General features: G+C 32.4%; 13 protein-coding genes and 1 pseudogene. 2 read left to right on the top strand and 12 right to left on the bottom strand.

The features are described 5' to 3' along the window. Window position 1: 1 nt before the first annotated feature. The 8 genes and pseudogenes from ICJ83_RS06715 to mnmE all read right to left on the bottom strand — a co-directional run bounded on the left by ICJ83_RS06715 (window position 2) and on the right by mnmE (window position 8213). Window positions 2-1460, bottom strand: a pseudogene (locus ICJ83_RS06715) (N-6 DNA methylase). A gap of 434 nt (window positions 1461-1894) precedes the next feature. Next, window positions 1895-2632 (bottom strand): P-loop NTPase family protein, encoded by a 738-nt coding sequence (locus ICJ83_RS06710; protein WP_188229607.1) that lies wholly within the window; start codon window positions 2630-2632, stop codon window positions 1895-1897. After that, window positions 2632-3300: a hypothetical protein gene (locus tag ICJ83_RS06705; protein WP_188229606.1), complete on the bottom strand. Its 669-nt coding sequence runs from the start codon at window positions 3298-3300 to the stop codon at window positions 2632-2634. The genes ICJ83_RS06710 and ICJ83_RS06705 overlap by 1 nt, the downstream gene beginning before the upstream one ends. Window positions 3301-3324: 24 nt before the next feature. After that, window positions 3325-3657 (bottom strand): helix-turn-helix domain-containing protein, encoded by a 333-nt coding sequence (locus ICJ83_RS06700; protein ID WP_188229605.1) that lies wholly within the window; start codon window positions 3655-3657, stop codon window positions 3325-3327. A 193-nt stretch (window positions 3658-3850) separates the two neighbouring features. Then, window positions 3851-4822, bottom strand: coding sequence for a hypothetical protein (locus ICJ83_RS06695; protein ID WP_188229604.1), 972 nt, complete (start codon window positions 4820-4822; stop codon window positions 3851-3853). After that, window positions 4812-5948 carry a site-specific integrase gene (locus tag ICJ83_RS06690; protein WP_188229603.1) on the bottom strand — a complete coding sequence of 379 codons (1137 nt, stop codon included), beginning with the start codon at window positions 5946-5948 and terminating at the stop codon, window positions 4812-4814. The genes ICJ83_RS06695 and ICJ83_RS06690 overlap by 11 nt, the downstream gene beginning before the upstream one ends. Window positions 5949-5951: 3 nt before the next feature. Continuing rightward, window positions 5952-6545, bottom strand: coding sequence for a helix-turn-helix domain-containing protein (locus ICJ83_RS06685; protein WP_188229602.1), 594 nt, complete (start codon window positions 6543-6545; stop codon window positions 5952-5954). 264 nt (window positions 6546-6809) lie between these two features. Continuing rightward, a complete protein-coding gene (gene mnmE / locus ICJ83_RS06680) occupies window positions 6810-8213 on the bottom strand; it encodes a tRNA uridine-5-carboxymethylaminomethyl(34) synthesis GTPase MnmE (RefSeq protein WP_188229601.1) in 1404 nt (467 codons plus the stop codon). A 160-nt stretch (window positions 8214-8373) separates the two neighbouring features. On the opposite strand from mnmE, the gene ICJ83_RS06675 reads away from it, so the two are divergent. Together ICJ83_RS06675 and ICJ83_RS06670 are read left to right on the top strand one after the other, a co-directional pair. Continuing rightward, window positions 8374-8784, top strand: a complete 411-nt coding sequence (locus tag ICJ83_RS06675) for a hypothetical protein (protein WP_188229600.1) — start codon at window positions 8374-8376, stop codon at window positions 8782-8784. 265 nt (window positions 8785-9049) lie between these two features. Further along, window positions 9050-9451 (top strand): hypothetical protein, encoded by a 402-nt coding sequence (locus ICJ83_RS06670; RefSeq protein ID WP_188229599.1) that lies wholly within the window; start codon window positions 9050-9052, stop codon window positions 9449-9451. 51 nt (window positions 9452-9502) lie between these two features. On the opposite strand, the gene ICJ83_RS06665 is transcribed toward ICJ83_RS06670, so the two are convergent. The 4 genes from ICJ83_RS06665 to ICJ83_RS06650 all read right to left on the bottom strand — a co-directional run bounded on the left by ICJ83_RS06665 (window position 9503) and on the right by ICJ83_RS06650 (window position 13908). Continuing rightward, on the bottom strand, window positions 9503-10333 hold the full coding sequence (locus ICJ83_RS06665) for a CvfB family protein (protein WP_188229598.1): 831 nt from the start codon (window positions 10331-10333) through the stop codon (window positions 9503-9505). Window positions 10334-10441: 108 nt separating this feature from the next. After that, window positions 10442-10780: a DUF2853 family protein gene (locus ICJ83_RS06660; protein ID WP_188229597.1), complete on the bottom strand. Its 339-nt coding sequence runs from the start codon at window positions 10778-10780 to the stop codon at window positions 10442-10444. Between the two features lie 198 nt (window positions 10781-10978). Further along, window positions 10979-12739 carry a 2-succinyl-5-enolpyruvyl-6-hydroxy-3-cyclohexene-1-carboxylate synthase gene (gene menD / locus ICJ83_RS06655; protein WP_188229596.1) on the bottom strand — a complete coding sequence of 587 codons (1761 nt, stop codon included), beginning with the start codon at window positions 12737-12739 and terminating at the stop codon, window positions 10979-10981. Window positions 12740-12789: 50 nt separating this feature from the next. Continuing rightward, complete coding sequence (locus tag ICJ83_RS06650) at window positions 12790-13908, bottom strand: chorismate-binding protein (protein WP_188229595.1); 1119 nt, start codon at window positions 13906-13908, stop codon at window positions 12790-12792. Window position 13909 lies beyond the last annotated feature (1 nt).

Raw genomic sequence — 13909 nt, 5'->3', positions numbered from 1 at the left:
ATTATATAAAGTCTTTTAATATTTGTTTAAACTTTTCTTCTGCTTCTTGACAAGACACCCATGCTGCCTTCAAGTCAGTTAGAGCATCCTCTACACTTGGTAAATTATCCTCTATAATTTTCTCTACATATAGTGGAATATTCAGGTTATAGTCATTCTCTTTTAAATCACTTTGAGAAGCTACTTTTACATAATTCTCAACATCTTTAAAATCCTGGTACCAACTGTAAATTTGCTCAACATGCTCTTTTTCCAGATAGTTTTGAGCGCGACCAACACGCACCTGGTTTGAAGCATCTATAAACAACACTTTATGTTTTTTATCGGCTTCTTTATTTTGTTTGAATACCATTACACAAGCTGCTAGTTGGGTACCATAAAAGATATTTGGTCCCAAACCTATTACTGCTTCCAGTAAGTCCTGTTTTAATAAGGCTTCTCTAATCTTACCTTCGGCTCCTTTTCTAAATAAAGCACCGTGCGGTACTATTCATAGATTTAATCATGTGTTGTACCCAGGCCATGTCACCATTACCTTTTGGTGGTACACCGGCAATGTTACGACCGTATGGATCGTTCGTCCAATTTTCAGCACCCCAATCTTTTAATGAAAACGGCGGGTTAGCAATAACACAATCGAAGGTTTTTAAGCCATCAGCAGCGAAAAATGCCGGATCACGTAATGTATCTCCTCTATAAATTTGAAAATCTTCAATATCGTGTAAAAACATATTCATTCGAGCAATGGAACTCGATGTTAAGTTTTTTTCCTGACCGAATAATTTAAGCGTCCGGTAATCTTCGTTTATTTCTTTAAGGTGGTCCACACATTCTAATAACATACCACCGGTACCACAGGCCGGATCGTAAATGGTTTCACCTTCGTGCGGATCTAATATCAATCCTAAAAGGTGTACCACCGACCTTGGCGTATAAAACTCCCCTGCTTTCTTATTTGTTAAATCGGCGAAATGCTTTATTAAATATTCGTAAGCATTACCAAGGATATCTGGGTCTACTAACGAATTAGATAAGGTATATTGCGAAAAATGCTCAACTAAATCGATTAATAATCGATCAGATAATTTATTCTTATTACTCCATTGAGCATCACCAAAAATGCCATACAACAATTCCTGATTAGCCTGTTCTATGCCTCTTAAAGCTTGTTCAATAGCCAATCCTACATTAGTCGTAGTTTCTCTTATATCTTGCCAGTGACATCCTTTGGGGATTTCAAAACGATGGAACTCTGGTAGCGAAGCATATTCAACATCACCTTCAGACTCTTCTAATGCTTGTTTGTATTCTTCATCATAAACATCAGATAATCGCTTAAAAAATAATAATGGAAATATATATATTTTGAAATCGGAAGCATCTACCGGGCCTTTTAAAATCCAGGCTGCTTTCGATAGGTATTGTTCTAATTGTGATAGAGTTATCTTATTTTTTGTCATAGTTAACTTTACAAACGCTGTAATTTCTACAGATTTGTATGTTGTTTTAATTTCGAATAAATCGCTTTGCTATTAATCCTTTTTGGAGAGTCTAAATATATAAAAAGGCTTTATAACAATGTATGAAGTTAGAAAAGAATTATAAACAGATATAACCTTTTGGTCGTTTACACCTGTATATCAAGAAAGAATTTCGAAGATTTAAATTACCCAGGCCATTTAGCTTTGCTTTGCATCTATGACAAACGCATAATTCCTGAACTAATAAAATTGAAGACAATAAATAAAAGGGTGTTAACGAATTACCCTAATAAATTGGAAAGACGAGTAAACATCATTAAACTAAGATTTAATTTGTTTAATGTTTGCTGTAAAATTTAAAATGTAGTTAAAATATAAAACCAAATAATTACCAAACCACATTTTAAAATTACTTAACAACGCATGCTTTTACCGGGAAACTCAATAATATTAAACATTTGAAAAATACGGTCGTAAATATGACCACCATAGCGTTCACCGATTTGCTGTAATGCCATTTCGACATCACCAGGATAATCAGGGTGATAATTTAAAGCCGTATGCGTTTTTCTTTTATTCTTATATCGGGCTGTGAATATGTCTTTTAAAATATCCTTTTTACCATAATTTGAGGCCACATCTTCGTTTAGTAAATCATCGTAAATTCTGGTGCCATAAAAATGTTTATCCATAAACTGTTTAATATCTTCAGCTTCTTTCATAGACTCATATTCAGCTACCATTTCAGAACATAAATGATATGTCGCTCTTAAATGATGAATTTTAGCAACGACATCGCTCATAGCTTTTAAAAGGGCTGATTTCCCTGTACCATATCCACCAACTATCAGCAATCCTTTATCAAAAGATGGCTTTGATTGCTCTTGCATTTTTAATAGCGGCGAATTAAAAAACCGCTTGTCTCTTGTTAAATAATAGACAATCGTTTTGAGTTTAAGTAAATTCTCTGGTGTTTCTATAAAAGGTACACCTTCATTTTCTTCAAACTGAACTAACAACAATTGCTTTACGGTTTCATAATTCCAAGGCTTTTTCTTCACCTCGCCATCTTTATCATTTTTTACCGTATTCTCTGTAATATCAAAAGTTTTAATATTAACAGCCTCTTTTATCGTTTGCTTTATATGCATTATCGGTTGGAATTAAATTTTGGAGTTAATTTTTTAGTTTTTGAAGGTTTTTGGTTAGCATTCCATTTTGCCAAGCGTTTTTTCAACTCCCAAAATTTCTCGTTTTCAAATCGCATAGTTTGATCTGGGCCTAGTTCACTCCAATAATAAAAAAAACTATTTAAAATTAATTTTTCATATTGGGTGTTTTCATAAACCTGGTCCTTAAATCTTTTTATTCTATTTTCTATTTTTAATTCTTTATTATTCTTAGTTGTTGCGATTTGTTTGCTATTAGCCTGCGATGGGTTTGCCATTTGTTTGTTATTTGGCATGCTATTTAGCTTGTCAAGCTTTTGTAAATCGCTCTTTGTTATTAAGTTCTCCAAATGCTTATCTGCAATCCTTATTTTACTGTGTTTCATAGTGGTTACAACAAAAACATCCTGAGTACTTTCTAGCTTTTTAAGTGCTGTTCTTACTTTGCTAACACTTAGCCCTGTTTCAATAGCAAGCTTTTCTAATGAGGTTACAAATTCCCCGGCCTTAATGGTTATACCTTGCCACTTCTTAGTACTATAATTTACTTTAAGCAGACAATGAAAAAATAACTTACATGTATTTACTTCGGTGTACCACTCCCAATTCACCAAAGCACGCTGAAATTTTACAAAACCGTAATTATCCATAAGTATTTTGCGTTGAACTAACTGTTAAACAAATGGATTTTCACGTAAATAGTCGTTGACCTTAGAATGAAGGTCGGCTTTTGAAGAACGCCTACCCGACCTTATCCAGTCCAGCAATTCGGATTTTTCAAAGTAGAGGCGCTTCCCTTTCTTTATAAATGGGATTTCCTTTCTATGAACTAGACCATAAATCGTCGGTTTAGTTAATTTAATAAGCTTAGCAGCTTCTTCTATAGTTAGTAATTCATCTTCGCTATCGTTTAAAGGAATTTTAGACGATGCTTGTAGTTTATTGAAGATGCTTTCGGCTAGCATTTCAATATTTTCTTCGGTCATTAAATAAATTTGGTTTGTCATGTGTTTCTGGGTTTTAATGGTTTGACGGCAACAAAGCTACAGCCAACATCAAAGTTTTTTTTTGATGTGCGAAACCCACGCGAAACCCACGCGAAACCTTTAATTAATTAAATATCAACCACTTAAATAAACAAAACAAACTCAAAACAACACAAAACAAACCAAAAGATTGAGCCAAAAACTTTGTTTTATTTTATTTTCTTATTCTTTGTTCACTAAGAACACGTAATTTTAACCTCTTCAATTCCTCCTCAATAATCTTAATATCTAAGATTTCAATTTTCTCCAATGTAGAGTCTATTATATTTAATTTACCCTCCCCTCTATAGTAACCAAGGCCCTTGGACAGTTTATTATATGAAGTACATCTTTTTGCTTCTTTGTAGAAAACAGAAATATCTGAAAACGCCCCCACTATCTTTAAAAGTTTCATAAAAACTGCTGCACTTATTTTTAATTCCTGTACAGTTTCGTTAATAACATCATTTTGGATTAATTCATATAGGCAATTGGCTATCAAATAACGTTCGTCATCTGAAAAACTATCTAAAATCGCCCGATAGTTACTTTCATCTTGAGATTTAACTTCCGGTTTTACACTTTTCTCAACATTATCTAAACTAGCTAACTGAACTTCCGGCTGCACCAATTCCTTTTCTTCCGGGTATTTTAAAAGTCTCATCTCTTTATACTCTGAAGAACTTCTAAAATCTATACCCTCAAAATCCTTCAAATAAAAATACTCGTATTTATCTATCCCATAAATTAATTGGTAATAGTCGTAATAATTATGAAAATGTCGTCCAGCTTCTTTTAATGCCTCAAATACAGCTAAATCAGCTATAAATGAATTATAAGAACCTACACCGTATTGACCGAAGGCATTTAAAACCTCCTCTTCCAAAACCCAGGATATAACATCTTGTCGGTTCCCTTCGTAATATTCAAAACGCTTGCCAAACTCAGAAACAGCTTTTTCCGCAACATCCAACAATTTTTTATCCATATTGTTTCTGTAATTATGTATTTCCTTTAAAATGGCATTAGCCATAGTCAAAAATGGCCTTCTCTTTTTCTTAGCTTCTTTAAATTTTTTAATTACTATTTCTTTACAAACATTTGAGGTTTTACTGTAAAAATAATTGTAAGTATTACTATAGTCCATCTAACTTTAAGTTAATTCGATTTGCGGCTTCTATTTTATTTTTGTCCATTACTTTAGTGTAAATTTGAGTGGTAGATACATTCTTATGTCCTAGCAATTTTGATACCGTATATATATCCGTACCATTTGCCAACTGCAACGTAGCGTAGCTATGACGGAAATTATGAAATGAGATTTTTTTTGATATGCCAGCATCTTCAATCCACTGTTTCAATGGTCTTGTTACTTGAGAATATTTTATTTCACCAAAAACAAACCCTTCTTTGGTTTCTTGCATTTTAAGAATACCATATGCCGTATCTGAAATCGGGTGATTATTAATATTACCTGTTTTCTGCTCTCTTAACTTAATATAAACTCCTTGATGTGTGTCTTTAAATAAAGTTTCCCATGTGAGGTTTTTAATATCTACAAACCTTAAGCCTGTTAATGCAGAAAAAATAGCCATATGCTTAACTTTTTCTATTTTAATATTGGTATTCCACAACTTAGCCAACTCTTCTTCTGTTAAGTATTCTCTATGCGTTTCTTCCACTTTAATGTATTCTGCATGTAACGACAAATCAGATGTTATAATACTTTGTTTATAGGCTTGCTTTAATACATAAATAAACTTCTTATAGTAAGATGAAGCCGTATTATGTGAAAGCTTTCCTTTTTTGGTTCTCAAATTTTTAGTAGTCAATAGAAACTGTCTATACTTTTTTAGATGCAAAACAGACAGTTTGTGCGATTGAATTTTATTACCGGCAAAAGCTTTAAAATAATGGAGTGACGCCTTCCATGCCAAATAATTATTATAACTACCTTTATTTAAATACTCTTCAACAACCGTATCATAAAAGGCTACAAAATTTATATCGAACACCGTGTTATCTTTAAATCCATATTCTTTATCTCGAACCTGAATTAAACGCTTAGATCGAATAAGCTCTGCAAATTCGATAGTTTCCTTATTATGTTGCTTTTCTAAATCAGACTTTGGAAATTCATAAATCTGCAATTTTAAAAACTCGCGCCTGGTTTCCTTTCCGGTTTTTGAATTAATTATAGGCGGATAAAAATCTAGGTATAGACTTAATTTGCCATTCGCAATTTTCTTTTGCCTTAAAGTAACATTTGCCATAAGTTATATTTTATTAGGAGCTCCAAACAGCTTCTTTATATCAGACTTTAGAACGTAACTAAACCTTCCTTTTTTTACCTTGTTAATTTCATTTGCTTTTATATGCCTCTCAATTGATTTTAATGATACATTGTAGTATTCGGTAATTTCACCCATGTAATAGTAATTCTTAACATTAAAAAACTTTTCTCTATTACTTTTTACCTTAACTATTTTTTCTTTATTAACTGGCTTTTTCAATTCACTCTCACAAAACAAATTAAGATCCTGTCTTGAAATTAAAACCCGACTAAAAACATTAAAACTTGCTAATTCGCCCTGATTAATTAACCTCTTAATTGTAGACCTACTAACATTTAATAATGTAGCACAATCCTCAACACTTAAGTAATCTTTAATCTTTATAACCTCAAGCTGATCTTTAAACGGAACCACCTCTTCCTTTAAAACCCCATTAGTTTTTAACTCTTTAATACGCTCCTTCTTAACCTTATGCTTATAATGCTTTTGATTGCAAGCGTGACTACAGTATTTGGTTTTTGTAGTTCTAGCCTGAAATTTTTTTCCGCAATATGTACATTTTTTATTTACTAACATACGTCAAGTTCTCACCCCTATTTTTTCCACATTATGAGGTTCTATAAGGGTCTACGTGGTTCTACATGGGTCTATATGGTTCAAAAAAATCAATATACGTCACATTTTTAACAAACATATAAAAAAATAAAAAACGAGGTACAAAATAGGTACAAAAAAAGACAGAAAATGCATAATTTTTAAAAAACAACAAAAAACACAAACAACAAAAAACCCTTATATAATAAGGGTTTTCTTTGTTTTACTTTGTTATGTTTTGCATGATTATTTGCCGATACAGAAATTAGCAAAAATATTTCCTAAAAGATCATCGTTGGTGATTTCACCAGTAATCTCTCCAAAGTAATATAAAGCCTGACGAATATCAATTGCTAATAAATCCCCTGAAAGTCCCGTTTCCAGACCGTATTTTACTTTTTCAATTTCTTCTAAGGCTTTCAATAAAGAATCATAATGTCTTGTATTTGTAACAATGGTATCGTTATTACGAAGCGCTCCTGTATTCACAAAACTTAACAATTCATCCTTTAATTCATCTACACCAGTATGCTTTTTGGCAGAAATCGTTTCTAAGGTAATGTTTAGAGGGGCTAATTGATTTTTAATAAAAGCTAACTCGTCGTCATTTAGTAAATCGACCTTATTAATGACTACAATTAGTGGCTTTAGTGGGTATTTATTTTTTACTTTTTCAATTTCAGTAATGTATTCTGAACTCTGATTTTTGAATTTTAAACTTTCAAACAAATAGATAACTACTTGCGACTGCTCTATTTTTTCAAAAGTCTTTTTAATTCCAATACTTTCAACAACATCTTTAGTCTCTCGTATTCCCGCAGTATCAATAAACCTGAACCCAATACCTCCTATCGAAATTTCATCTTCAATGGTATCGCGGGTAGTCCCGGCGATATCAGATACAATCGCTCTTTCCTCATTTAATAAGGCATTTAATAAAGTGGATTTGCCAACATTTGGTTCTCCAACAATAGCTACAGGGATACCATTTTTAATCACATTCCCAACAGCAAAGGAGTCTATTAAACGTTTTAACACTAAGCTAATGCGTTCAATAAGTTCCTTGAATTGCGTTCTATCTGCAAATTCTACATCTTCTTCAGCAAAATCTAATTCCAATTCGATTAATGACGCAAAATTCATTAACTCTTCTCTTAGTTTCGCTATTTCTGAAGAAAATCCACCACGCATCTGCTGCATGGCTATTTGATGCGAAGCCTCATTATCGCTAGCAATTAAATCCGCTACCGCTTCAGCCTGACTTAAATCTAACTTACCATTTAAAAAGGCTCGTAGCGTAAATTCACCAGCACTTGCCATTCTACAGCCTTTACGCAAAAATAACTGAATAATTTCTTGCTGAATATAATTAGAACCATGACAAGATACCTCTACCACATCTTCACCAGTATATGAATTCGGATTTTTAAACACAGAAACTAAAACTTCATCGATGGTTTTAGCCCCATCTATAATATGTCCTAGGTGAATAGTATGTGTTTTCTGCTTGGTAAGTGATTTATTATTTGTAACCGATTTAAAACAACTGTCGGCTATCTTAATGGCATCATTACCAGACAAACGAATAACCGCTATTGCTCCTGCCCCTGATGGCGTGGCTAAGGCCACGATAGTATCTTGATTTATCATGCTGCAAAAATAAGAATTTTAAGCTGCTAAATAACCTTAGTCTCTATATTTAAACCCCTAAACTAATTTACATGAATTAATATAAGATGAAATGACAATTTATTTTAAATTTACATTATAGCAGCCAAATAACTAAACCAAATAAACACCCTAATTACTTATGCTTGTTAAAGATCATCCTTTTGTTGAAAAAATTACTGGTTCTGAAACCAATAATTTAGGTACCTTTTACTTTCTCGAAAACGTTGTAATTGCTGAATTTAAAGATGGTGCCATTATTAATATAAAAAATTTAGAAGCAACCGATAAAGCGATTAAAAAATATTTTGGAGACAAAAATTTTGCGCTTATTTGTAATCGCATCGCACCATATTCTATCGATTTAAACGATACTGCTGCCTTTAACGAGAATTATAAAAATTTAAAGGCTGATGCTACGGTATTCTATTCTAATATAGGTCGTAATACATGGGAATTAGAAAGCCAATTTTTTAATTATCCGAGAAAAAGTTGTGATAATATTGAGCAAGCCATGACATGGGTGCTTAACGAGTTGAAAAAGCACCACTAAAATATCTCAATTGAAATAATCTTATAAATAATCATAAATTTAAAGAAGATATTTTTCACCTGGAATAATTACATTATTCGGCTTTAACAAAATGGCTTAATGGATTTATTAAAGGTATTTATTACAAAATAAATAATACATTATGTTGTAGTTATAGCTTCATTTTAATTTACTCGCTAATAGTTTATTATTTTCACTCAGTACATAAAAAAACTGAATAACAACATATTCTCACATTATTTTAACCTAACAACTAGTAGACCAAATGACCGCAAGTAAAAGCCCTTATTACCCTATGGTGAAGCACCATTTAAAATTAGATATTTGTGAATTATTTATTTTTAAAAATTTTGTGATAGCAGAATTTAAAGAAGGTTCATGTATTGGATACCCTGATTTTTGGGAGGCTCATGAGCTCATTAAAAAATACTTTGGAAACAATCAATTTGGTTTTATTACAAATAGAATTAACTCATATGCTATAGAAGTTACTGATGCCAATATTTTCAATGATACTTTTAAAAACTTAAAAGTATTTGCTACTGTAACTTACAATGGAACAACCAGAAAAATCGCTGAATTAGAAAATCATTTTTTTAAAATCCAAAGGAGCTTTTTTTCGAATTTAACAGATGCCATCATTTATGTAAAGTATCATTTAGATTAAGTAATTGATGTTGTAATTCAATTAATTAATATTTGAAAACACCTTAATATTCTAAACCAGATAAATACCATCTGGTTTAATTTCAATTTTCTTTTCTTTATATAAAGTCCCAATAGCTTTTTTAAAACTCTTTTTACTCATTTGTAAAAGTTCCTTTATATCCTCAGGATTCGATTTATCGCTTAGCTCTAAAAAACCACTGTTATCTTCAAGCTCTTTTAAAATACGCTCGGCGTTAGGTTCTATATTTCTATAACCTATTTGACCCAGCACAATATCTAATTTATTTCCTGGACGCACTTTTTTAACTACGCCTTTTAATTTGTCACCTACACTAAGTTCAGTAAAAATCTGGTCGTTATAAATTAATCCTGTATGCTTTTTATTAACGATTACATTCATTCCAATTTCCGATGGGTGCGACACAATTAAGTCGACCTCATCAAATGGTTTTACGGTAAGCTCCTTATTGCTTAAAAACCGATTGGTTTTACTCGAAGCCACAAGCCTTTCTGTCTTCTCATCTAAATAACAATGCACCAAATACCAGCCCTTAGGCTTCATTTTAAATGCTTGTTCTTTAAACGGGCAAAATAATTCCTTTACCAGTCCCCAATCTAAAAACGCCCCATAGTCATTTACTTCACTGCATCGCAGCAGGGCAAATTCACCTAACTTTATATAAGGCATATCGGTAGTTGCCACTGGGCGTTCTTCGTTGTCTAAATACACAAAAACATCTAGTTTGTCCCAAATTTTAAAATTTTTAGGTACATATCTATTTGGTAATAAAACCTCATTATTGTCTTGGTCGACTAAGTATATTCCGTGATCCGTTTCACGTAGAATTTCTAATGTATTAACTTGCCCTATATTTATCATGCTGCAAAGGTAATACAATTAACATGAGTTTTTCTAATAAAAATAGGGCATAAAAAAAGCGCTGTAACTTTATATTACAACGCTTGTTTTAATTTAATTAAGTGTATATTAATAAACAGATTCTTTACCAAAATGCTTTGTTAATAAATAATAAACTACAGCTCTGTATTTATTTCTGTTAGACTTCCCATATTGCTCCATGACAGCTTCAATTCCTGCATCTAAATCTGCGCCGTCTGATAATCCTAATTTTTTAATTAAAAAATTATTTTTAACGGTATCTAATTCAGATTGATCTGATCCCGACACTGTCGCTGCGTCTGCATTATAAATAGCTGGACCGCATCCAATAGTTACTTTCGTTAATAAATCCATATCGGCTGAAATACCACATTTATCTTTTAAATCGGCTGCATATTTTGCAATAAGTTCATCTCTTTTACTCATAATTGTGTCTTTTATAAATTAATAAATTAGTGTTATAAATATACTTAAATATATGACACTTTAAAAACCTAAAAGTCACAAATAACGCAGAGTTTACATATCCATTTATGTTAATGACTTCCAATAATTACTAAGCACCGTCAGTCTAACAAAATAAAATAACCTGATATAACCATTTAGTTCAAGAACAATATACTATTACTTCAAGAATTCGAAATAGTTCAACAACACTTTATCGTTAACCTGCTTAGGGGTAAAAACCTCAAGCAATTTTGGTTTTTTACTTGTTTCATAGAATCCTTCAAGCGCATAAGCAAGTGATGTTTCTTCATTAGCGGTAACATATTCAAAGCCATGCATTTCACATAGTTGTTTTGCCGTTAAATTATGAGTAGTTTCAAAATAAGTATCAAAATTTTCGGTGTCTTTATGACCTGGTAATATTCTAAAAATACCGCCGCCGGAATTGTTTACAACAACAATTCTAAAATTAACGGGTATATAGTTATTCCATAAGGCATTACTGTCGTAGAAGAAGCTTAAATCTCCAGTAACAAAAGTCGTTGGATTTGCACTTGCAACAGCACAACCAATCGCTGTTGAGGTACTACCGTCTATACCGCTTGTACCGCGATTACAATATACATGTAACGTTTTATTTAAATTAAACAATTGCGCATAACGAATGGCCGAACTATTTCCAATTTGTAACACATTATAATCAGGAATGGCATTGAAAATAGCATCGAAGACTTTAAAATCGGAAAAAGGAATTTGATCCAAATATTGTTGGTGTTTTTCAAGCCTATTTTCCTTAATTTTCATCCAATTAGAATGGTAATGGCTTTTTACGTAGTGTGTTAATTTAGGTAAAAACGTTTCGAAAAACTGGTTAGGCATTACTTCTAGATGGTTATTTAAGCAGAAAAAAGTATCATTCGCGTCTTTTTCTCCGATATGCCAATGCTGCTTTGGTTGGTATTTACGTAAAAAAGCTTTAATTTTTTTTGAAACAATAAGACCTCCGAACGTAACTAAAATATCTGGCTGCAATGCTAATTCTTCTGCTTTAGTTAAAGGCGCTATCATTTGATCGATACTCGGGAAGAAACTATCGTGACTTAAGTTAGAAGTTGTTTCTGTAAATACAATTACACTATCGTCTTCCGCCAATTCATCTAACCATTTTTGCTCTATGGAATTCGGTGCGTTTACGCCAACCAAAATCATTTTTCTGGTAGCCGCATTCCAATCTTCTAAACATTCCTGTAAGGTATATGATTCTATCGACTTTTCCTTCACCACCATTTCGGTTACTTTTGGTGAAACTCCCAGCTTTTCTACAGTCTTATAAAGTGGCTCATCAAAAGGAATGTTTATATGAACTGGCCCTTGCTTTACATAAGCATGGTTAATAGCGAGTTGTATTTCCTCCTCATTATATGATTGAATATCCTTTTGAAGTCCTAAAAATCGTTCTAACCGATCTTCAAAATTCTTAAAAATTGGTAATTCTTCATTACCGGGTAAATTATGCTCGTCTTTTAAATCTAATTTAAGATTTGCTGAATATAGGATATGGTTGTCAAATACATTTTTTTGATTTATAGTTTGTCCATCTCCAATACCAACTAAATGTTTTGGTCTGTCGGCCGATAACACAATTAAAGGGATATCGCTGTAATAAGCCTCGGCTACCGCAGGATAATAATTCAACAATGCGCTACCCGAAGTACAAACCACTGCGGTTGGTTTTTGTATTTGTTGCGCTATTCCTAACGCAAAAAAGGCGGCACATCGTTCGTCGACAATACTGTAGCACTTAAAAAAAGAATCGTTAGTAAAACCAATAGTTAAAGGTGCATTTCTACTTCCGGGAGAAATAACAATATGCTCAATTCCTTTTGCTTTACATAACTCGATAACAGTTTGAGCAAGAGGGATACTTGGGTAAATCATAGCTTTTTTATGTAGTTGTAAAAATAAGAATAGGAAAACAAATACCCTAATCACAACACGTTTTTAATCACTTTTGATTTCGAAACAGTTTCCTCCCATTCGCTATCGGCATCTGATTGAGAAGTTATTCCGCCTCCAACATAAATTAAAGCCGTATTATCTTTGATTTGCATACATCGCAAATTAACGTATAACTGCGTGCTTTTTTTAGGGATAGCATAAGCCCTGTTTTCTATATTTCGCTTTCCTGAGCGTGGTTTCGCGATGGTATCCAAATTTAATTCTCCTAAAAAACCAGAATAAAATTCACGTTCATAATTTTCATGTTCTAGAATAAATGCTTTCGAAGCCTCCTTAGGTAAGCCGCACACTGCTGGTGTTGGATGAATAATTGAAATAATATCCTTTAATGTAGAATTAGCCTCTAATCGTGCTGATACTAACGTCCTTAAATGCACTAAATTACCCGCTTTTACTGTTTCGGTAGCGGATACTTTTAATTGGTCTACAGATGATTTTAAACTATTTACGATAAAATCGGTTACAAATTGCTGCTCTTGTTTTTCTTTAGTCCCCCATACAACGTCACGTGTTCCTAAGTAATCCTGTGTGCCAGCTAAAGACATTATGGAAAATTGCCGACCTTCAATTTTAATTAAAGTTTCTGGGGTTGCACCTAGCCATAATCCAACTTTTGGATGATACCAACAGTACACAAAAGCCAAAGGATATTCGTCTAAAAGTTTCTTGAAAATTTTTACGGGATTATTGTCTCTTAAATCCGTTTCTTCCTGTCTTGATAAAACCACTTTTTCAAAATCGGAATTCCTAATAGCATCAATACCTTTGTTAACCAATTTAATATGAAAATCTTTTGCTTCCTTCTTAATGTTCGGAGTTACTGTTTTCACACTGTTTCGATCTTCCGATTTATATTCTGAACAAACTATTTTTGAAGCCTCTTTAATAGGAAGCAAAACAGCATCTAGAGCATGATCAAATGGTGCAAAAACAAATCCTTTTTCATCAAAATTTTTAGTTATATTAAGCGTACTGTTTTTCTGTAAAAGTGCCGTAATTAAGGTTTCATCGGGTTTACGGTAAACAACAAATGGTAACTTATTATTGTATTGAGTTTCAATACAAGTAAAAAAATTAAATAAGGTCATT

Origin of the sequence: Aestuariibaculum sediminum (assembly GCF_014596945.1) — a bacterium.
Classification (GTDB): Bacteria; Bacteroidota; Bacteroidia; order Flavobacteriales; family Flavobacteriaceae; genus Aestuariibaculum; species Aestuariibaculum sediminum.
Note: the sequence above shows the minus strand (reverse complement) of the source record. Positions and strands in the feature narration are given on the sequence as shown.

What these genes read in the sequence shown, in the direction of transcription:
- ICJ83_RS06695 (WP_188229604.1), bottom strand. Translation starts at nt 4,822, where the DNA reads ATGGACTATAGTAATACTTACAATTATTTTTACAGTAAAACCTCAAAT.
- ICJ83_RS06685 (WP_188229602.1), bottom strand. Translation starts at nt 6,545, where the DNA reads ATGTTAGTAAATAAAAAATGTACATATTGCGGAAAAAAATTTCAGGCT.
- ICJ83_RS06665 (WP_188229598.1), bottom strand. Translation starts at nt 10,333, where the DNA reads ATGATAAATATAGGGCAAGTTAATACATTAGAAATTCTACGTGAAACG.
- menD (WP_188229596.1), bottom strand. Translation starts at nt 12,739, where the DNA reads ATGATTTACCCAAGTATCCCTCTTGCTCAAACTGTTATCGAGTTATGT.
- ICJ83_RS06675 (WP_188229600.1), top strand. Translation starts at nt 8,374, where the DNA reads ATGCTTGTTAAAGATCATCCTTTTGTTGAAAAAATTACTGGTTCTGAA.
- ICJ83_RS06710 (WP_188229607.1), bottom strand. Translation starts at nt 2,632, where the DNA reads ATGCATATAAAGCAAACGATAAAAGAGGCTGTTAATATTAAAACTTTT.
- ICJ83_RS06650 (WP_188229595.1), bottom strand. Translation starts at nt 13,908, where the DNA reads ATGACCTTATTTAATTTTTTTACTTGTATTGAAACTCAATACAATAAT.
- ICJ83_RS06700 (WP_188229605.1), bottom strand. Translation starts at nt 3,657, where the DNA reads ATGACAAACCAAATTTATTTAATGACCGAAGAAAATATTGAAATGCTA.
- ICJ83_RS06705 (WP_188229606.1), bottom strand. Translation starts at nt 3,300, where the DNA reads ATGGATAATTACGGTTTTGTAAAATTTCAGCGTGCTTTGGTGAATTGG.
- ICJ83_RS06690 (WP_188229603.1), bottom strand. Translation starts at nt 5,948, where the DNA reads ATGGCAAATGTTACTTTAAGGCAAAAGAAAATTGCGAATGGCAAATTA.
- ICJ83_RS06670 (WP_188229599.1), top strand. Translation starts at nt 9,050, where the DNA reads ATGACCGCAAGTAAAAGCCCTTATTACCCTATGGTGAAGCACCATTTA.
- mnmE (WP_188229601.1), bottom strand. Translation starts at nt 8,213, where the DNA reads ATGATAAATCAAGATACTATCGTGGCCTTAGCCACGCCATCAGGGGCA.
- ICJ83_RS06660 (WP_188229597.1), bottom strand. Translation starts at nt 10,780, where the DNA reads ATGAGTAAAAGAGATGAACTTATTGCAAAATATGCAGCCGATTTAAAA.